Genomic DNA, 19,448 nt, shown 5'->3' with positions numbered 1-19,448 from the left:
GATGACAGAACATGCCCATGAACCAGAGTGGCTGCGACAGAGCCGATCCCTATCGACAGCAGAAATCTCGGACGCACTCGACTTCTTCGAGCTGCCCGGCAGCGCTTTGGGCATCAAGCCGATCGCGGGACCGGCGAAGCTCTTTGGCTTTGCATTCACGATCCGGTTCGCGCCGATCGACAGGTTCGAGCCCGGCACGGTCGGAGACTTCATCGACCGACTGACACCCGGCCAGGTGGTCGTGCTCGACAACGGCGGGCGCCTGGACTGCACCGTCTGGGGCGGCATCCTGAGCCAGCTTGCCGCGCACAAGCGCATCGGCGGCACTGTCGTGCATGGCGTTTGTCGCGATACCGCCGAGGCGGACGCCGCAGGCTACCCGCTGTATGCCTGCGGAAAGTTCATGCGGACGGGCAAGGATCGCGTGCAGGTGGAGGCGTACGAGGCCCCTGTGCAGCTGGGCGATGCTCGAGTTTGCCCCGGCGACCTGGTGATCGGCGACGACGATGGCGTCGTGGTGGTGCCGCATCAGCGGACGCAGGAAGTGCTGGTCAAGGCGCTGGAGACCCGAGCGGTAGAGGCACAGATCCTCGAGGCGGCAATCGCGGGCATGCCTCTGTCGGAGGCTCGAAAGAAGTATGGCTATCACACCTTGCAGCGAGCCCCTACGACGCTCGCAGGGTAGCCAATTCGCGATCCATAACCAAAGCTGGAGACAAACCATGAGACTTCCCCACCGAATCCTCCAACTCGCTGCGCTGGGTCTGGCATTGACTGCAGCTGCGGGCGGTGCATCGGCGCAGGGCGCCTATCCCTGCAAGGTCGTGAAGATCGTCTCGCCCTATCCACCGGGTGGCACGACTGACATTCTTGCGCGCTTGGTCGCGCCCGGCCTGGCGAAGGAGCTCGGTTCCACCGTCATCGTGGACAACAAGGGCGGCGCCAGCAGCAACATCGGCACCGAGTTCGTTTCAGGCGCTCCGCCGGACGGTTGCACGCTGCTGCTGGGCAACAACACCGGGATCGTCATCAATCGCAACCTCTACAAGCTCCGGCTCGATCCGGTGAAGTCGCTCACGCCGATCGTCGAGGTGGCCTCCGTGCCGCTGGTCCTCTACGTCAACGCTTCAGAGTCCGCGAAAACGGTCGATCAGCTCAGTGCGGCAATCAAGGCTGCTCCGGGCAAGTACAGCTTTGCCTCTGGCGGCAGCGGCAGCCCGCAACACCTGATGGGCGAAATGCTGAAGCTCGAGATGAAGCTGGACATGACCCACATCCCATACCGCGGGCAGGGGCCAGCGCTGCAGGACGTGATTGCCGGGCAAGTGCCCGTTGCTTTCGAGACGACCACGGCGATCGCTTCGCAACTGAGCAGTGGCGGGCGCATCCGGGCGCTGGCAACGACCGGCAGCACGCGTTCGAAGAACCTCCCCGATGTCCCGACTATGAAGGAACTCGGTTACGCGAACTTCGTGGTCGAGAACTGGTACGGCATCTTTGCGCCCGCCAAAACGCCTGCTGCGCTGACCGAGCGACTGAATCGCGACCTGATCAAGGTGCTCAAGAGCCCGGAAGTATCGAAGAGCCTCGCCGACATGGGCTCCCGCGATGTCGCGGGCAGTTCCGAGCAGTTCAGCCAGTTCATCGCGAAGGAGCTTCCTTACTGGGAATCGCTGGTGAAGCGGTCCGGTGCGAAGGTCGACTGAACGGCCTCTAACTTCGTGCGGGGTGCGTCGCGCCATCCCTGATACCTTTCTGGAGATTCCCTTGGCTACTTCCGAACAAATTGTCCAGCTGCGTGACCTCGGCGCAGCAACCGTCTACGAGGCGCAGGGCGCCAAGGGTGCACTCGACCATGGCATGAAGCCTATCGATCCGACGGTGCGTCTTGCCGGGCCCGCGTTCACCGTCGATTGCCGTCCGGCGGATAACCTGATGCTGCACTATGCGGTTCAGAAGGCGAAGCCGGGCGACGTGCTCGTGGTCGACGCCAAGGGCTTCATGGAAGCCGGACCATGGGGCGATGTCCTGACGATCCAGGCGATGAAGGTCGGCCTCGCCGGCCTGGTCATCAACGGCTGCGTGCGCGATGCCAATCTCATCATCGAGCTCGGCTTTCCCGTGTTCTGCCGCGGGCTTTCGATCAAGGGGACTGCGAAGAATCAACCCGGCAAGGTCAACGTGCCCGTCAGCATCGGCGACGTGCTGATCCATCCCGGCGATGTCATCGTCGGCGACCGCGATGGCCTTGCGGTGGTGCCGCGGGGCGAGGTGGAGTCGACCATCGCGGCCAGCCTGGCGCGCGAGGAGAAGGAAGCGACGCAGCGCGAGGCCATCGCGCAAGGGCGCTTCACCTCGGACCTGCTCGGCCTCACGGACACACTGCGTCGGCTCGGCCTGACCTGAGTGGGCTCGACGCGAGTACAGTGACCGGCGTGACGCTGGACTGACGTATGCTTCCCGATCCGAACGATGCCGTGCTCGATGCCGAAGCCTTGCTTCGGCTGGCGCGCGAGCACGTGTCGAACAAGGGCTGCGCGCGGTGCGCTGCACTTCGCTGCCCTGGCTGGGAGGCTCTTTCGGCAACCGCGGATGAAAGCAGTCTGCGTCGGGTCGGTTCTCTTCGCCCGCCTGGCGACCAGGAGCCCACGCTGGACGAGTACCACCCGAACGGCACCAGCTACTGGTCGCCTCAGGCGCCGATCGCGCCCGCTTTTCATCCTTACAACCGCTGCGAGCTCTGGGCCTGCGTCGGGTGCGGCCGGCCCTTCCTGCGCTACACCGAGTACGGCGGCTACTACGTGGAGCCTCGCATCCGGGAGCTGCGGATGGAGCTCATCGCTTCTGTCTGATCGGACGACACCGGCCCGGCAGCTCATCAGCCACATGAGGACGCGTGGCGGGACTGGTCTGCAGAGCGACGAATCGACAGAGGCGTCGGGCGTCAGGCGCCGAGCCAGTGGCCCTCCAGCCATGTGCCGGAGTCGATCGCGCGCCGCGCTTCCCTGACCAGCAGGTCCACCGCACAGCGCACATGCCGTCCCGTCGCACGGTCGGCGGGAAGGGCGAGCACGATGGTGCGGGCGATCGGCGGATCGGCCAGGGGCGCACCCGACAGCTTGCCGCTGCGGAGGTCCTCGGCCACCGCGATCGGCGGAAGGATGGTCAGGCCGTGGCCGCCGAGGACCAGGCTGCGCTGCACGCTCAGTGCGTTGGTCTCTGCGCAGATGTCCAGCGTGACATTGGCGACCGCGCACGCATGCTCCACCAGTGCCCGGATTCCATGCGGCGCGCTGGGAAGCACCACCTTCATTCCAGCCAGCTTGGCCAGGGGCACCGGTTTGTTCTTGCGCAGCTTGGCTTCCTTCGGGCCGATCACCCACAGGGACTCTTCGATCAGCGGCGTCGTTTGGACTTCGGCCGAGCGTGCGGCGCCGTACAGCAGGGCCGCATCCACCTCGCCGGATTCGAGCCAGCGCAGGAGCGTGCCCGCATAACCCATCGCGATGCGGACGCGGACGCCCGGGTATTCGGCTGCCATGGCCGCGACGAGCGGACTGGACAGCATGTCGATGGTGCTGGGCAAGAGGCCCAGGGTGACCAGGCCGCTCACGCCGTTGCCGCTGCCTCCGATCTCCGCGCGGGCGCGCTCGAGTTCCAGCATCGCCCGGCGCGCATAGCCCACCAGCGACTGGCCGGCTGGCGTCAGCGCCATGCCGTGCCGGCCACGGTCGAAAAGAGGCGTTCCGATGTCTTCCTCGAGAAGCCGCAGCTGGCGCGAGACCGCGGGCTGCACGAGATGCAGGACATCGGCGGCCCGGGTGACGTTGCCGGTCTCTGCCACGGTGAGAAAGGCGCGCAGCTGCTTGAAGTCCATGGATGAATCTCGAATCGCAAATCGTGATGGTGGAATGCCGAAATTCTATTTCTCAGAAGGATAGATCAAAAATTATGATTCCTGCACCCCGGTACTACCCAAGGCTCCACACGGCTATGAATCACACACCCGCACCGGCCCCTGCGTGGCAGGAGGCCATCTTCAAGGTTCTCAAGGAGGGCGGCGTGCGCCAGATCGCGTACGTGCCCGACGCGGGTCACTCGCATGTGATCCGCAGCGCCATTGCCGATCCCGACATCGAGGATGTCGTGTTGACGACCGAGGAAGAGGGCGTGGCCGTGGTGAGCGGCGCCTGGCTGGGCGGCCAGCGCGCGGTGCTGCTCATGCAAAGCAGCGGCGTCGGCAACTGCGTGAACATGTTCTCGCTGCTGCAGGCGGCCGACTTCCCGTTCTTCACGCTCGTCACCATGCGCGGCGAGTACGCCGAGTTCAACCCGTGGCAAGGCCCCATGGGCAAGGCCACGCAGGCGGCGCTGGAGCTGATGGGCATCCATGTGCTGCGGGTGTCGGATCCGGAAGAAGCGGGAGAGATCGTCAGCGCGGGCTTCGACGCCGCCTTCGAGGCGGGCGAGAAGGTGGCCGTGCTGCTGGGCCAGAACCTCATCGGTCGCAAGAAGTGGGAGCGCAAGCAATGAACCAGATCGCATCGAGGCCGCGCGCCGATCGCCGCGAGTTCGTCGCCAAGCTGCTGTCGCAAGTGCCCGAGGCGCTGGTGGTGACGGGTCTGGGCTCCGCTGCTTACGACGTGTTCGCCGCCGGCGATCGTGACGAGAACTACTACCTGTGGGGTGCCATGGGCGGTTCGACCTCGCTCGCCCTGGGCCTGGCGCTGGCGCAGCCGCAGAGGTCGGTGGTGGTGATCACCGGCGACGGCGAGCAACTGATGGGCATCGGCAGCCTGGCGACCATCGCGACCAAGCAGCCCAGGAACCTCAGCATCGTCGTGCTGGACAACGGCCACTTCGGCGAGACCGGCATGCAGCGCAGCCACTCCAGCCTGGGCACGGATCTCGTTGCCGTGGCCAAGGGCTTCGGCATTGCCGATGCCTTCACGACCGACAGCCTGGAAGGCTGCGGCGAGGTCTCGCGCCGCATTCTGGCCCGCGACGGCGTGTCGTTCGCGCAGGTCTTCATCGAAGCCGATGAGCCGCCACGCGCACTGCCGCCGCGCGACGGACCGTTCATCAAGAACAGGTTCCGCGCCGCACTCGGGCTCAAGCCGTTCTGACAGCGGGCCCCAGCCCCTGCAACGAGAAGAGACGGTATGAAACGCTACCTGCTGCGCATCGGCGGCCAAGCCTGCGAACCCCGCGGCGGCCAGTGGTTCGACACACAGAACCCTTACACCGGCGAAAGCTGGGCGCAGATTCCGCGCGGCGATGCGAGCGACGTGGATGCCGCCGTCCAGGCCGCCCACCAGGCGCTGACGCAAGGTCCCTGGGCCGAACTGACGGCAACCCAGCGCGGCGCCCTGATGCGCAAGCTCGCCGACCTGATCGCTCGCGATGCCGTCAAGCTCGCCACGACCGAGGTTCGCGACAACGGCAAGCTGCTGGCCGAGATGCAGGGGCAGCTCAACTACATCCCGCAGTGGTTCCATTACTACGGCGGTCTGGCCGACAAGGTGCAGGGCAGCACGCTGCCGCTCGACAAGAAAGGGTACTTCGCCTTCACCCGCCACGAGCCGGTCGGCGTGGTGGCGGCCATCACCCCCTGGAATTCGCCGCTGATGCTGCTGAGCTGGAAGATCGCTCCCGCCTTGGCCGCCGGCTGCACCGTGGTGGTCAAGCCCTCGGAGTTCACTTCGGCCTCCACGCTGGAGCTGGCGGAGCTGTTCGAGGAGGCGGGCTTTCCGGCGGGCGTGTTCAACGTGGTCACGGGTTTCGGTGCCGAGGTGGGCACGCCTCTTGTCGAGCACCCGCTGGTGAGCAAGATCAGTTTCACCGGCTCGGACAGCACGGGTCGCCTGATCAACGAGAAGGCCGGCCGCCACCTCAAGCACGCGGCCATGGAGTTGGGCGGAAAGTCGCCCAACGTGGTGTTCGAGGATGCGGACCTGGAACAGGCTGCCTTTGGCGCCATCTCGGGCATCTTTGCCGCGACGGGCCAGACCTGCATTGCGGGTTCCCGCCTGCTGGTGCAGGACAGCATCCACGATGCGTTCGTAGAGCGCCTGCTCGCGGTGGCACGCACGGCCCGCATGGGCGATCCGATGAGCCCGGACACCCAGGTGGGCCCGGTGACCACGCCGCCGCAGTACAAGAAGGTGCTGGAGTACATCGACATTGCCCGCAGCGAAGGCGCGACAGCCGTGCTCGGCGGCGAGAAGGGGAGCGCACCCGAGTGCGGCAAGGGCTGGTTCGTGCAGCCGACGATCTTCACCGGCGTGCGCAACGACATGCGCATTGCACAGGAGGAGGTGTTCGGCCCGGTGCTGTCGATCATTCGCTTCAAGGACGAAGCCGACGCGCTGCGCATCGCCAACGACGTGCGCTTCGGCCTGGCGGCAGCCGTCTGGACGAAGGACATCGGCCGCGCCATCCGCATGTCCGAGAAGCTGCAGGCTGGCACCGTGTGGGTCAACACCTACCGCGCCGTGAGCTTCATGGCGCCGTTCGGCGGCTACAAGGATTCCGGGCTGGGCCGCGAGAACGGCATCGATGCGATCCGCGAGTACCTTCAGACCAAGTGCGTCTGGATCAACAGCGGCGCAGTCACTGGCAATCCGTTCGTGATGCGCTGACACATTCGAATCAATAAACGGAGACAAGAACATGAGTCCATCGACGCTGTCACGGCGCGAGTTGATGAAGTGGGGTGTTGCCGCCACGCTGGGCGCGCCCCTGCCGCACGCCTTCGCGCAGTCGGTTTTGCCGAAGGGACCGATCGCGCTGGTGGTTCCCTTTTCGGCCGGGGGTGCCACGGATGTCGTTTCCCGCCTGGTGGCGCAAAAGCTGTCGGAGCGTATCGCGCACAGCGTGGTCGTGGAGAACGTCGCCGGCGGCGGGGGCGCCATCGGCGCCGCCAAGGTGGCGAAGGCGGCCTCCGATGGGAGCATGCTGCTGATGGGCACGGTCGCGACACACGCGATCAATCCGCTTTCGACACCGCCGTCCTCCTACGATGCCCAGCGCGACTTCACGCCCATCTCGCTCGTCGCGACAGTGCCCAACGTCCTTTTGGTCAGCTCGTCCGTCAAGGCACAGAACGTGCGGGAGCTCATCGCCCTTCTCAAGGCACAACCGGGCAAGTTCAACTATGGCTCGTCGGGTGTGGGTACGCCTCCACACCTGTCGGGCGAGTTGTTCAAGTCCATGGCCGGTGTGGACATCGGTCATGTTCCTTACAAGGGTGGCGGGCCGGCCATGACCGACCTGGTCGGTGGCCACATTCCCATCCTGTTCGACGTCCTGACAGGGGCGGCATCGCACATCCGAGCCGGCTCGGCGCGTGCCCTGGCGGTGACCACCAGCAAGCGCTCGCCGTCCTTTCCGGACGTCCCGACCCTCGCCGAAGCAGGTCTTGCCGGCTACGAAACCTATACCTGGAACGCCGTCTTCGGGCCCGCGAAGCTGCCGCGCCCTCTGGTCGAGTTGCTGAGCCGTGAACTGCAGGCCGTGGTGGCGCAGCAGGACGTACAGGCGAAGCTGAAGGACCTCAGTGCAACGCCGGTCGGATCGACGCCCGAAGTGCTGGATGCGCTGGTCAAGTCCGAGCTCGACAAATGGGGCGCGGTCATCAAGTCCATCGGCGGTCTCAAGAGGGAGTGAGCCATGTGTGCCGTCACGCTGGAGAGAGCATGATGCTCAAGACCGCCGCTTTGCTCGAGCGATTCGCCGAGGTTGTCGGCCCGGCACGCGTGTTGACTGATCCGGGCGACACGCAACCGTATCAGCAGGACTGGCGCGGCCGGTACCAGGGCGCGGCGCTCGCAGTCCTGATGCCCGGCAGTACGAGCGAGGTGGCGGAGCTCGTGAAAGCCTGCGCGAGCCTGGAGGTGGCGATCGTTCCGCAAGGCGGCAACACCGGCCTGACGGGCGGTGCCGTTGCGGGCGCCGAGCGGCCGGCCGTGATCCTCAACCTGTCGCGCATGAACCGGATACGGGACATCGATGCCACCAACAACTCGCTGACGGCCGAGGCCGGCTGCATCCTGGCCCATGTGCGGGAGGCCGCCGATGAGCGCCAGCGCCAGTTCCCGCTGCTGCTGGGCAGCGTCGGCAGCTGCGAGATCGGCGGCCTGGTGTCGACCAATGCCGGAGGCACCGGCGTTCTGCGCTACGGCAACATGCGCGAGCTGGTGATGGGCCTCGAGGTGGTCCTGCCCGATGGCCGCGTGTGGGACGGTCTGCGGGCGCTGCGCAAGGACAACGCCGGCTACGACCTGAAGCAGCTGTTCATCGGTGCCGAGGGCACGCTGGGCGTGGTGACGGCCGCGGTGCTGAAGCTTTTTCCTCGTCTCAATGTTTCTGCCACGGCCATGGTGGCGCTGACTGCCGTGCAGCAGGCGGTCGACCTTCTGCGCTTCATGCAGGAGCAGGTGGGCAACCGGATCGAGGCCTTCGAGATCATGTCGCGCCGGCAGATCGAGTTGGTCTTGCAGCACGGTCACGGCCTTCAGTCGCCGATGGAAATGGACAGCCCGTGGTTCGTCCTGATGGAGATCGCGGACAGCTCGCCGCAGTGGGACGCCGTCGCCGAGTTGGAGAAGACGCTCGAGACCGCCTTCGAGCGCGACCTGGTGATCAACGCGGTGGTCGCCACCGACGTGGCCAAGGCGAACCGCATTTGGGAGCTGCGGCACAACATTTCGGAGGCCAACAAGCGCGCGGGATTTACTGTCTCGAACGACACGTCGGTGCCGGTCTCCAAACTCCCGCGCTTCATCGATCTCGTGACCGAGCGCATCGAGCAGCAGGTGGCGGGGGCCGCGGTGTGCCACGCGGGGCACATCGGCGACGGCAACATTCATGTCATCGCGGTGCTTTCGCGTTCGATCTATGGCACGCCGGAGCAATGCGAGGCGGTGGCTGCGCGCGTCAACGTGATCGTGCACGCGGCGAGCGTTGAACTGGGCGGCAGCATCAGCGCCGAACATGGCATCGGCAGGATGCACGTGGAGCGCCTGGAGCGATTCAAGCCGGCCATCGACCTGCAGATGATGCGGATGGTGAAGTCGAAATTCGACCCGTCGAACCTGATGAATCCGGGGAAGATCCTCCGGGCCAATACCTTCGAGGCGTAAACCAGCAGCGTGATCGATGTGATCCGACAGAGCGCGGGAGCACGCGTGCGGCGCGATCAAGCGCTTCAGCCCATCGCAACACCAAGGAAAGACATGTCGACACACGATGAGATCGCAAAAGAGACCGTGACATTGCACGTGCAGGGCGTCGAGCTCGAAGTAGCCACGGTGCACCGAGCAGGCGAACTGGCACCGATCGTGTTCCTGCATGGATTCGGCTCGACCAAAGAGGACTACGTCGACATCGTCCGTCACCCGGCGTTCGCGGGACGTCCGTTCATCGCGTACGACGCTCCAGGCTGTGGAGCCACACGCTGCGGCGATCTATCGAAGGTTTCGATCCCTTTCCTCGTGGCAACCGCGAAGGCGGTGCTCGAGCGCTTCGGGATCGGCAATTTCCACCTCGTCGGGCATTCGATGGGAGGCCTCACAGCGCTCATGCTGGCGCATGAACAGTCGCATCGTCTGTTGAGCTTTGTGGACATCGAGGGCAATGTGGCCCCCGAGGACTGTTTTCTGAGCCGGCAGGTGGTCGACTATCCTGCGGACACTGCGGATGCCTTCTTCGAAGACTTCATCGAGCGGACTTGGCGCTCGCCCTTCTATTCGAGTGCGCTCTATGCGTCGAGTCTGCGTCACAAGGTGCGGGTGGAGGCGGTGCGCGGCATCTTCACGTCCATGGTCGAGTTGTCGGACCATGGTGACCTGATGACGAAATTCTTGTCCATGCCGTTCCCACGGATGTTCATGTATGGGGAGCAGAACGCGTCCCTGTCGTACCTGCCGCATCTGCGCGCCAATGGCGTCAAGCTGGCAGAGATCTCCCGCAGCGGACATTTCCCGATGTACTCGAACCCTGTCGAGATGTGGGAGCGATTAGCCGGCTTTCTCACACCAGCATCGGCTGGATGAGGCCTTGCTCGGTGCTCGGCACCGACCCGTGCGCCAGCGCGGCGCAGCAGCGTATCGACGCAGGACAAGCTGGCCGTAGTGCTGGTCCCATGTCGCCCCTCAAGGAGCGGCGCCACGTTCATTTGCATTCATAGCTGTTGGCCACCGCGAGCGAGCCGCTGCCCGAATAGCTCGCCTTCTGCGGATACAAACACAAGGGCATGCCCACGCTGCCATCGGAGGAGGCCAAGTTGATCCGCGTTGGCGCAACACCGTTCTCGACCCAGTTTCGAAGCGCGGCGAACAACTCGTCGCGTCCTCCCGCGGGCTGCGGCAGCGGCACACGCCGGGCCGCTAGGTTGGCGCCGGTCGCGGAATCGATGGACGCGCTGCTCGCGAAAGTGCTGTCGTGCGCCAGGCCGGGGATGAGGAAGAGACGATTGAACTTCTGCACCTCGGCGTTGCCGCCCATCGCGGCGGAGACGCGGGTGAAGTAGTTGATCGAACCCTGCGGCATGATCTTGTCGTCGGCCAGGCCGTGGTAGGACAGGATCTTGGTGCCGGCGTCGCGCGCCCCGGCCAGGTTCGGATCGTCGGTGTTGATGGAGCTGAACTGCGGCTGCAAGACGATGCCCTGCGCATAAGCATTCGCGAGGCCTGCATAGTCCAGCGCCTTCCACTTGCTCGTGCCGTTGCCACTCGCGTTGGTGAAGCTGGGTCCGGCATAGCTCGGATCCTGGAGCTCCAGCGCCACCTGGTCGGTCGCGATCGGGAACGGGTTGCTGCCGGCGAGCGACACGGCCAGGTTGGTGCCGCGCGTCAGGCCCCACCACAGGTGATCCGCGCTGCCGAGGGCCGTGCCGCTGCCGTTGTCGCCGGCCGGGTCCGGCGTACTGCCGCTCGCCGTCTGGCCGTACCAGATCTGGTTGATCACGCGGGCTTCCGCCAGACTCACGCAGGACGCGCTGGCGCTCGCGCCGGTCACGCCGTTGCCGGCGACGCCCGCGCACAACACATCGGCATCCTTGGTCGGGTCGTAGCGGCACTGCAGCGGGTCGAGCAGGAAGCCCAGGCCCAGGGTGTCGCAGGCCTTGACGGCCGCGCCGCTCGCGAAGTTCAGCTTCGCCGCGGCCATCGGCGCGCCGAGCTCGCGCTGCATCGCCACCTGCGGGTACAGCTCTGCGGTGATGAACTTGCTCCAGTTGAAAGCCGGCGCGCCGGCCAGGATGCCGTTGAAGTCCGCCGGATACTTCTGCGCGATCTTGTAGCCCTGGCGTCCGCCGGTGGAGAACCCGTCCCAGTAGGCATAGGCCTGCGCCTCGCCGTAGTAGGCCTTCACCAGGGCCTTGGTCTTGACCGCCATCTCGTGCATGCTGCGCTCGGCGAAGTCCTGCCACAGCACGGTGTTGATGGTGCCGTCGGGGTTCATGGCGAAGGAGCCGTTGTTCAACAGTGCATGGCCGTGGTCGGAGGCGCTGATCGCGTAGCCGGCGTTGAGCGCCGGGATGAACTGGGCGCGCGAGCCGATCTGCGTGGTGTCGGCATGGACGCCGCCGGCCCAGCCGCCGCTGCCGAAGGCGCGGACGATCTTGTTCCAGGCGCTCGGCTTGGGCAGCCAGACCTCGATGCCGATGCCGGCGGAGGTCGAGGGCGCGCCGGCGGGACCGGGGTTGCCGGGGCCCACCAGCAGCTTGACCAGGCAGGTGTCGATGCCGGCCACGGGCGGTGCGGGCGTGGCGGGCGTGTTGGCGAGCTTCAGGGCGTCGCCGGCCTTGAAGGCTTGGACCAGCGTGACGGTGGTGTTCGCGTCCGGCTTGAAGGCGGTCTTCATGTTGTCGTCGCAGCTCAGCGTCGTGGCTTGCTGCGGCGGAGCAGGGGGCGTGAAACGTATGCCGCCGCCACCGCCGCCGCAGCCGGCGAGTGCGGCGAGCAGGCCGAGTGCGGCCCACGGCGCGGGGCGCTTCTTCGTGCGCGAGTCGTTCTTCATCGTGTTGTCTCCTGTGCTGTGTATTGGTCTATCGATTCACTGGCTTGGCGGGTTGGCGAGCAGCCAGCGCAGCTCGGGCTCCAGCCGGCGCCATTCGATGCCGGACGCCATGTGGCCGTAGGGGCTGTCCAGCTCGAGATGGCGGTGCACGCTGCGCGTGCGCTGCAAGAGCAAGCGCACCTGTGGATCGGGCGGGAAGATCGCGTCGGTGGTGCAGACGACGAACAGCAGCCGGGCGCGGATCTCCGCCATGCGCGCGCGCACGTCGAAGCGCTCGGCCGCGCCGGCCAGCACCACCATGCTGTGCGGATCGAAACGCGCAGCCCATTCGCGGGCCGGCCGCTCGAGCGCGGCCTGGCGCTCCTGCGGATCGGGCATGCGGTCCTCGTAGAGCCGCTCCAGGCCATAGGAGCGCAGCGTCTGCAGGCGCATCTGCAGCAGGTCCTGGTACATGCCGCCGTGCTCGTAGTAGCGGCCGCCATGCCACTGCGGGCTTTCGGTGAACCGGGCGCGTACGGAAGCGGCGCTCAGGCCCGGCGGATGTGTCAGGCCCGACATCAGCACGCCGATGGCGTCGACCATGTCGGGGTGGTCGAGCGCCCACTGCAGCGCCTGCCAGCCGCCATAGGAGGGCCCGACCACCGCCTTCAGGTGCCTGACACCGAGTTGCGCGAGCAGGCGATGCTGGACGCCGACGATGTCGCCCAGCGTGATCGCGGGGAAATCGCCGCCCCATGGGCGACCGGTCGCCGGGTCGATGCAGGCCGGTCCGGTGGTGCCGAAGGCGGAGCCCAGCATGTTCGAGCAGACGATGAAGAAGCGCTCGGTGTCCAGCGGGCGCCCCGGACCGAGCAGCGACGCCCAGGACCCTTCCGCGGTCAGGTGGCCCGGCGACAGCATGGAGGGACCGCTGGTGTAGCCATGCGTCACCAGCACGGCGTTGCGGCCGTCGGGCGCCAGCGTGCCGTGCGTGACGTAGCCGACGTGCACGGCGGGCAGCACCCGGCCTGACTCCAGTTCGAAGGAGCCGATCGATAGCGTGTGGTTCATGTCAGTCGGGTCGGATGCCTGCGGTCTTGATGACGGCGGCCCACTTATCGGTCTCGCTGCGCACGAAGGCGGCGTACTGGGACGGCGCGGAGCCGACCACCTGTGCGCCGATCGCCTCCTGCTTCGCTCGGAAGGGACCTTGCAAGACCGTCAGCGCCGCGGCGTGCAGGCGCTGCACCACCGCCTCGGGCGTGCCGCGCGGCGCGGAGAGGCCGGCCCATGCGGTCGCCTCGAAGCCGGGGAAGCCGGACTCGGCCACCGTCGGCACTTCGGCCAGCTGCGCGTTGCGCGCGCTGCCGCTGATCGCCAGCGCGACCAGCCGGCCGCTGCGCACATAGGGCGTCACGGCGTCCTGGTTGAGGAACATCAGGTCGACCTGGCCGCCCAGCAGGTCATTGAGCGCCGGCGCGCCGCCGCGGTAGGGAATGTGGACCAGGGAAACGCCCGCGCGCTGTTTCAGCATTTCCATCGCGAGGTGGCCGGACGAGCCGTTGCCCGCGCTCGCGTAGCTCAGCTTGCCGGGCTGCGCCTTGGCGAGCGAAAGCAGCTCCTTCAGGGACCCGGCGACACCGGGCCGCGCCACCAGCACATTGGCGCCGGAGACCACCTGGGTGATGTGCACGAAGTCGCGATTGACGTCGAGGGCCTGCCGGGGCAACAAGGTCTGGTTCGTCGCGTTGCCGATCCAGGACAGCATGAGGGTGTGGCCGTCCGGCGCCGCGCGCGCCACGGCATCGGCGGCGATGGCGCCGCCCGCGCCCGGCTTGTTGTCGACGATGACGGACTGGCCGAGCACCTTCGCCATGTCCTCCGCCAGCATCCGCGCGACCGCGTCCGAGGGACCGCCCGCCGGGGCAGCGACCACGAGTTGGATGGGACGCGTGGGGAAATCCGCGGCCTGCGCGTGCATCGACAGGCCGGCGCCGGCCATCAGGACTGCGCCGGCGACGAGGATTCCGCGGCGCCGGATGCCGCAAGAGGTCGTGCAGCTCACTCTGTCTCCTTTGTTCTGCAGGCGCATCTTGCAGAGTCCGGGCGGCGGCGCCCAATTAATAGTGGGTGGGAGGTATTAGACTGGGCGATACCTTGGAACAGTCCGCCTCCGTCCTCGTCAACCGGCTGCTCGCACGCGGAAAGTTCCGCCATGTGCAGGTGCTGCTGAAGCTCGCGGAGCTGGGCAGCGTGCAGCGCACGGCCGATGCGATCGGCACCACGCAGTCCTCGGTGACGCAGATGCTGGGCTACCTCGAGCAGCTGCTGGACATCCGGCTCTTCGACCGGCATGCCCGCGGGGTCCGGCCCACGCCGGCCTGCGCCGATCTGCTGCCGGTGGCGCGGCAGGTGTTGCTGGGGGTGACGGAAAGCGCCGAGATCGTCACCGCCCGGCGCAGCGCCGGCCGCGGCAGCGTCCGGCTCATTGCCTCCGCGGCAGCCGTCAACGGGCTGCTGGTGGAAGCGATCCCGCAGTTCAACGCGCGCTGGCCGGACATCCGGGTGCATCTGCGCGAGGCCGAGAACGATGACCAGCTCCTGGCGATCACCAGAGGTGAGGTCGACCTTGTCGCCTGCCGCCAGCGCATGGTCAATCCCGAAGGGTGGCAGTTCCATCCTCTGGTGCAGGATCGCTTCGCCGTGGTGTGCTCGACGAGTCATCGACTCGCCAGCGCCAAGCGCGTGAGCTGGAAGAGCCTCGGCGGGGAGACTTGGTTGCTGGCGCCGGCAGGATCCGCGGCAAGGGAGCAATTCGACGCACTCGCGGAGCGTTTCCCCGGTACGCCGAAGACCCATCCGCTGGTCACGCGTTCGGACAGCATGATGGCGTGGCTCTTGCGGCAAGGCGATCTGCTCGCGTTGCTGCCGCTGAGTTTTGTGCGGCCTCATCTACTTGCACGCGAACTCGCCGAGATCCGGGTCAGCAGCGACATCCCGATGGAACCCCTCGGCTTGCTGAAGCCGTCGGTCGGCGCGAGCGAGGCCAGCGCAAGCCTGTGCGAATTCCTGGCCCGATTGTTCGAAGTCACTCCAGAGATGCGCGAGCAGGTTGGAGCCAGTGGCCAACATCTGCGTCAACCGAAGTCTTCACGAGACTAAGTCTTTTTGAGCTGAGGGTGCAGCGGCTGGACTCACCCGAATAACACATATGCGCGGTACATCGATCGCGCGGTCTCGAGTTCGATCACACTGATCTCAGCCGTTGTCGATCAAGCACGTCGTGCAGCTAGGCGGCCAGGAGACATGCATGCAAGCGTACAACCGTCGCACCGTACTGGCCGCCTTGGGCTCTTGCGGCCTGCTCGCAGTCACGCCCCGGCCGGCTGCACAGACGGCATGGCCGAGCAAGCCCATCACGCTCATCGTCCCGTTTGCCGCCGGCGTTTCGCCTGACGTGGTCGCGCGCCTGCTGGCGGACAAGATGGGACAGGCGCTGGGGCAGCCGATCATCGTCGACAACCGCGCCGGTGCGTCCGGGATCATCGGTGCGGAAGTCGCAGCAAAGGCGCCCGCGGACGGATACACGCTGTTTCTTCCGGTCGAGTCCATCCTGGGCGTGCTGCCCCACATCTACGCCAAGCTGAGGTACGACCCGTTCAGAGATTTCGTGCCTGTGACCCAGGTTGCGTACGGGCCTTTCTACCTGGTGACCGCGCCCGATCAGCCGTTCACGACGCTGGCGGCGATGCTGGAGCGGGCGAAGGCACAGCCTGACTTCCTGACCTACGGCTCCCTCGGTGTGGGTTCGGGCGCGCACATGCGCATGGTGATGCTCAGCAGCATGACGGGTGTGAGCCTGTTGCACGTGCCGTACAAGAGCAGCCCGCTTCCGGATGTGATGAGCAGGAACATCGCCATGGCTTTCGAGCCGGCGACGACGGCCATTCCCCTGGTCAGGAGCGGAAAGCTGCGCGCGCTCGCCGTCACGAGCGCTACGCGTCAGGCGGCGCTGCCGGACGTGCCCGCCGTCGCCGAGATCGTGCCCAACTTCGACAACGATGGCTGGATGGCATTGGTTGCGCCTGCAGGCACGCCACCCGCCGTCATCGACCGGCTGAATGCCGAAGCCGTGAAGGCGCTGAAGGCCCCCGAGGTGCGATCCCGCATTGCCGACCTCGGTCTGCAGGCCGTCGGAAGCACTGCCGGCCAGTGCTCGGCGCTCATCAAGTCGGAGTTCGACAAGTGGGGCAAGATTGCCCGGCAATACCAAATTCGTGCGGACTGAGAATGCCATGAGCCCGATAGGTGACGTGCTGCGCCTGGATCCCCGCCTGGACGCGCTGGTGGACAGCGATGCGCAGGTCGAGAAGATCCTCAAGGATCAGGCCGCGTTCTTCGAAGGGCCGGTGTGGGTGCGAACGCCGAGCGGAGGACACCTGATCTTCACGGACATCGCCAGCGATGCCATCCTCGCACTGGACTGCCGCACGGGCCTGCGCATCATTGCCGACTCATTCTTCGATTCTTCGCCGGCATCCTGCGTTCGCGAGATCGACCTTGGTTCCCGGCGCGTGCAGCTCAAGGGGCCGAACGGACTGGCGCTGGATCGGCAGGGGCGCATCCTCTATTGCGGTTACGGACCGCGGCACGTGGGCCGACTGGAGCCGGACGGCCGGCGGACCGTGTTGGCAGAGTCCTTCGAGGGCCGCCGGCTCAATACCCCCAATGATCTGGTCGTCAGGAGCGACGGCACGGTGTACTTCACCGACTCTTCTGCGGAAATGCGGGAACCCAAGGACGGTCGCTACCGTGGCGTTGCCACTTCCGCCGTGTACCGCATCGCGCACGGAGGTTTGCAGATGCTGCACGGGGACTTCGACGCGGCCAACGGACTGGTGTTCTCTCCAGACGAGCGGTACCTCTACGTCAACGACACCCGCCGGAAGCTGATCTGGCGCTTCGACGCCGGGCGCGATGGTCCGCTGGGGCGCCGCGACCTGTTCGCCGACATGAATTCCGACGCTTCCCCCGGCGTGCCGGATGGAATGAAGGTGGACATGCACGGCAATGTCTATTGCACCGGGCCACGCGGCCTTTGGGTGATCGCTCCTGACGGAACCCATCTGGGGGTCATCCAGACACGCGAGCGACTGACCAATCTTGCCTTCGGCGGTGCCGAGGGCGACACGCTGTACATGACGGGGCCTTCCTACTTGTGGCGCATCCAGCTGAAGGTCAGAGGGGCCTCGCTGTCAGGCCCGTAGGCGGGCCTGGGCACCGCCAGCACCTTCCAACCAGGAGCAGATCATCAAACACCACATCCTCATCATCGGATCCACCGGGCTTGTCGGGGCCGCGGCCGTGGAACACTTCAGCAGGATCCAGGACTGGCAGGTGACGGCGGTCGCCCGCCGCACCTTGCCGTTTCCCGACTCCGTTCGACAGCTGCAGATCGACCTCACCGACAAGTCCGCCTGCGTGGAGGGCCTGAGTGCCGTGCGCGGGGTCACGCACGTCCTCTACACCGCGCTCTATGAAAAGCCGAACCTCGTCGCGAGCTGGAGGGACGAGGAGCAGATGGCAACCAATCTTTCGATGCTGAGGAACGTGCTCGATGGGCTCGATCGCGCGGCCCCCGAGCTGCGCCACATCACGCTGCTGCAAGGCGCCAAGGCCTACGGCCTGCACCTCGGGCCTACGCCGGTCCCATGCAAGGAGAGGGTGCCGCGGCATCCGCACAAGAACTTCTACTGGCTGCAGGAAGACCTGCTGCGCGAGCGCAAGGCTCATCGGGGGTGGACTTTCTCCATTCTTCGTCCTCAGCTCGTACTCGGGACGGTGGCCGGCACGCCGATGAACATCGTGCTGGCCATCGGCGCCTTTGCCGCGATCCAGCGCGAGCTCGGCAGGCCTCTGTGCTTCCCGGGCGGCGCGTACGGTGTGTACGGCGCGAGCGATTCGCGCCTCATTGCCAAGGCCGCCGAATTCGTGGGTACGCACGAGATCTGCGGCGGGGAAACCTACAACATCGTCAACGGCGACGTGTTCGCCTGGAAGGACATCTGGCCGGGCATCGCGCGCCATTTCGGCATCGAGGCGGGCGAGCCTCGACCGCTTTGCCTTGCGGACGCGATGCCCCGGCACGAGGAGGTCTGGGAGCGGATCGCCACGCGACACGCCCTGAAGCAGACCTCGCTGGCCAAGCTGCTGGACAGATCCTGGCAGTTCGCGGACCGGGCCTTCGGCTACGGGTTCGAGTACCCGCCCCATTCCGTGCTGGACGGTCTGAAGCTCAGAAGCCATGGATTCAACGAGTTCCTCGATACGGAGGACGCCATCGCCTACTGGCTGCGCCGGCTGCAGGAAGAACAGGTCCTGCCGCATTGAAGCCCGCCTGCGGGCAAGAAGGAGACGCTAACCATGAGACCTCATTTCCGCATGAACCGGCGCTCGGCCATGGTCGCGATCGGCGCTGCCGTGGTCGGCGCTCCAAAGGCGATCCGGGCCCAGAGTCCATGGCCGAGCCGACCGCTTCGCATCGTCGTTCCCTTCGCCGCCGGCAATTCGGTCGACGTGGTCGCGCGGCTTCTTGGAGACCAGCTCTCCGTCGCGCTGAAGCAGCCGGTGGTGATCGACAACCGGGTCGGGGCAGCAGGGATCATCGGCACGGACAACGTGGCAAAGAGTCCGGCCGACGGCTACTCGTTGTTGCTCGGGGTCGATGCACTGATGGCAGTCATGCCCCACATCAACAGCAAGACGCCTTACGACCCTTTCAAGGACTTCCTGCCCGTCACGCAGCTCACGAGCGTGCCCTTCTACCTGATCACGCCGCCCACGCGGCCCTACGACTCGCTGCAGCAGCTGATCGCTGCAGCCAAAGACAAGCCGGGCTCCATCACTTATGCGTCCTACGGCATCGGGTCCGCCACGCACATTCGCATGGAGTACCTGAACAACCTGGCCGGCACCACCATGCGGCACATCCCTTACAGGACCTCACCGCTGCCGGAGATGATGGGCGGCCTCGTCGAGATCGGCTTCGAGGCAGCAACCACGACCATTCCGCTTGTTCGCTCGAGGAAGATGAAGGCACTGGCGACCACCAGCGTCAAGCGTTCCACGGTACTGCCGGAGGTACCCACGGTGAGCGAGACCCTCGCGGGCTATGAGGCGGACGGCTGGCATGCGCTCTTCGTGCCGGCCGGCACGCCGGGCGAGATCGTGGCGAGGCTGAACGCGGAGGCCGTGCGGATCATGCGCAGCACCGAGATGAAGGCCCGGCTTTCTGACCTCGGCCTGGAATGCATCGGCAGTGCCATGCAGGACTTCCGCCGCTTTCATCAATCCGAGCACCTCAAGTGGGGAAAGATCGCCAAGGAGAACGACATCCGCTTCGAGTGAGAACCCAGTCCGAGCACGCAATCCTTCACCTTCTCCAGCAT

Annotated in this window: 19 protein-coding genes; 15 read left to right on the top strand and 4 right to left on the bottom strand. The window is 66.1% G+C overall.

What is annotated here, in order from left to right:
- Position 1 precedes the first annotated feature (1 nt).
- The 4 genes from ACSQ86_RS16920 (at position 2) to ACSQ86_RS16905 (ending at position 2,852) form a co-directional block, all read left to right on the top strand.
- On the top strand, positions 2-685 hold the full coding sequence (locus ACSQ86_RS16920) for an RraA family protein (RefSeq protein WP_436309244.1): 684 nt from the start codon (positions 2-4) through the stop codon (positions 683-685).
- Positions 686-824: 139 nt separating this feature from the next.
- Positions 825-1,706, top strand: a complete 882-nt coding sequence (locus ACSQ86_RS16915; RefSeq protein ID WP_436309243.1) for a Bug family tripartite tricarboxylate transporter substrate binding protein — start codon at positions 825-827, stop codon at positions 1,704-1,706.
- A 61-nt stretch (positions 1,707-1,767) separates the two neighbouring features.
- On the top strand, positions 1,768-2,406 hold the full coding sequence (locus tag ACSQ86_RS16910) for a 4-carboxy-4-hydroxy-2-oxoadipate aldolase/oxaloacetate decarboxylase (RefSeq protein WP_436309242.1): 639 nt from the start codon (positions 1,768-1,770) through the stop codon (positions 2,404-2,406).
- Positions 2,407-2,453: 47 nt separating this feature from the next.
- Positions 2,454-2,852, top strand: a complete 399-nt coding sequence (locus tag ACSQ86_RS16905) for a hypothetical protein (protein ID WP_436309241.1) — start codon at positions 2,454-2,456, stop codon at positions 2,850-2,852.
- A 92-nt stretch (positions 2,853-2,944) separates the two neighbouring features.
- Here the strand turns inward: ACSQ86_RS16905 and ACSQ86_RS16900 are convergent, their stop codons facing one another.
- Positions 2,945-3,877: a LysR family transcriptional regulator gene (locus tag ACSQ86_RS16900; RefSeq protein ID WP_436309240.1), complete on the bottom strand. Its 933-nt coding sequence runs from the start codon at positions 3,875-3,877 to the stop codon at positions 2,945-2,947.
- Between the two features lie 116 nt (positions 3,878-3,993).
- Here ACSQ86_RS16900 and ACSQ86_RS16895 point away from each other — a divergent pair, with 116 nt between their 5' ends.
- From ACSQ86_RS16895 to ACSQ86_RS16870, 6 genes are all read left to right on the top strand, one after another.
- The gene (locus ACSQ86_RS16895) at positions 3,994-4,533 is read left to right on the top strand and encodes a phosphonopyruvate decarboxylase (protein ID WP_436309239.1); all 540 of its coding nucleotides are present in this window, start codon (positions 3,994-3,996) and stop codon (positions 4,531-4,533) included.
- Positions 4,530-5,126 (top strand): thiamine pyrophosphate-dependent enzyme, encoded by a 597-nt coding sequence (locus ACSQ86_RS16890; protein ID WP_436304415.1) that lies wholly within the window; start codon positions 4,530-4,532, stop codon positions 5,124-5,126. Before ACSQ86_RS16895 ends, ACSQ86_RS16890 begins: the two co-directional genes overlap by 4 nt.
- 36 nt (positions 5,127-5,162) lie before the next feature.
- Positions 5,163-6,641: an aldehyde dehydrogenase gene (locus ACSQ86_RS16885; protein ID WP_436309238.1), complete on the top strand. Its 1,479-nt coding sequence runs from the start codon at positions 5,163-5,165 to the stop codon at positions 6,639-6,641.
- Positions 6,642-6,672: 31 nt separating this feature from the next.
- Positions 6,673-7,668, top strand: coding sequence for a Bug family tripartite tricarboxylate transporter substrate binding protein (locus ACSQ86_RS16880; RefSeq protein ID WP_436309237.1), 996 nt, complete (start codon positions 6,673-6,675; stop codon positions 7,666-7,668).
- A gap of 29 nt (positions 7,669-7,697) precedes the next feature.
- On the top strand, positions 7,698-9,143 hold the full coding sequence (locus ACSQ86_RS16875; RefSeq protein ID WP_436309236.1) for an FAD-binding oxidoreductase: 1,446 nt from the start codon (positions 7,698-7,700) through the stop codon (positions 9,141-9,143).
- 93 nt (positions 9,144-9,236) lie between these two features.
- Positions 9,237-10,055: an alpha/beta fold hydrolase gene (locus ACSQ86_RS16870; protein ID WP_436309235.1), complete on the top strand. Its 819-nt coding sequence runs from the start codon at positions 9,237-9,239 to the stop codon at positions 10,053-10,055.
- Between the two features lie 118 nt (positions 10,056-10,173).
- Here ACSQ86_RS16870 and ACSQ86_RS16865 read toward each other — a convergent pair whose 3' ends face one another.
- Genes ACSQ86_RS16865 through ACSQ86_RS16855 form a run of 3 tightly spaced genes read right to left on the bottom strand, consistent with a single transcriptional unit; the run spans position 10,174 to position 14,065 of the window.
- Positions 10,174-12,021 (bottom strand): tannase/feruloyl esterase family alpha/beta hydrolase, encoded by a 1,848-nt coding sequence (locus ACSQ86_RS16865; protein WP_436309234.1) that lies wholly within the window; start codon positions 12,019-12,021, stop codon positions 10,174-10,176.
- A gap of 36 nt (positions 12,022-12,057) precedes the next feature.
- On the bottom strand, positions 12,058-13,071 hold the full coding sequence (locus ACSQ86_RS16860) for an alpha/beta fold hydrolase (RefSeq protein ID WP_436309233.1): 1,014 nt from the start codon (positions 13,069-13,071) through the stop codon (positions 12,058-12,060).
- A 1-nt stretch (position 13,072) separates the two neighbouring features.
- Positions 13,073-14,065 (bottom strand): Bug family tripartite tricarboxylate transporter substrate binding protein, encoded by a 993-nt coding sequence (locus ACSQ86_RS16855; protein WP_436309232.1) that lies wholly within the window; start codon positions 14,063-14,065, stop codon positions 13,073-13,075.
- A gap of 92 nt (positions 14,066-14,157) precedes the next feature.
- On the opposite strand from ACSQ86_RS16855, the gene ACSQ86_RS16850 reads away from it, so the two are divergent.
- The 5 genes from ACSQ86_RS16850 to ACSQ86_RS16830 all read left to right on the top strand — a co-directional run bounded on the left by ACSQ86_RS16850 (position 14,158) and on the right by ACSQ86_RS16830 (position 19,407).
- Positions 14,158-15,162 carry a LysR family transcriptional regulator gene (locus tag ACSQ86_RS16850; protein ID WP_436309231.1) on the top strand — a complete coding sequence of 335 codons (1,005 nt, stop codon included), beginning with the start codon at positions 14,158-14,160 and terminating at the stop codon, positions 15,160-15,162.
- A gap of 148 nt (positions 15,163-15,310) precedes the next feature.
- Positions 15,311-16,288: a Bug family tripartite tricarboxylate transporter substrate binding protein gene (locus ACSQ86_RS16845; RefSeq protein WP_436309230.1), complete on the top strand. Its 978-nt coding sequence runs from the start codon at positions 15,311-15,313 to the stop codon at positions 16,286-16,288.
- Between the two features lie 25 nt (positions 16,289-16,313).
- Positions 16,314-17,267: an SMP-30/gluconolactonase/LRE family protein gene (locus tag ACSQ86_RS16840; RefSeq protein WP_436309229.1), complete on the top strand. Its 954-nt coding sequence runs from the start codon at positions 16,314-16,316 to the stop codon at positions 17,265-17,267.
- 40 nt (positions 17,268-17,307) lie between these two features.
- Positions 17,308-18,390 (top strand): SDR family oxidoreductase, encoded by a 1,083-nt coding sequence (locus ACSQ86_RS16835; RefSeq protein ID WP_436310281.1) that lies wholly within the window; start codon positions 17,308-17,310, stop codon positions 18,388-18,390.
- Positions 18,391-18,423: 33 nt separating this feature from the next.
- Complete coding sequence (locus ACSQ86_RS16830; protein ID WP_436309227.1) at positions 18,424-19,407, top strand: Bug family tripartite tricarboxylate transporter substrate binding protein; 984 nt, start codon at positions 18,424-18,426, stop codon at positions 19,405-19,407.
- Positions 19,408-19,448: the final 41 nt, after the last annotated feature.

Origin of the sequence: Variovorax sp. LjRoot130 (assembly GCF_964253755.1) — a bacterium.
In the GTDB taxonomy this organism is placed as follows: Bacteria; Pseudomonadota; Gammaproteobacteria; order Burkholderiales; family Burkholderiaceae_C; genus Variovorax.
The sequence above is the reverse complement of the archived record's forward strand: the minus strand, read 5'-3'. Positions and strand labels throughout refer to the sequence as shown.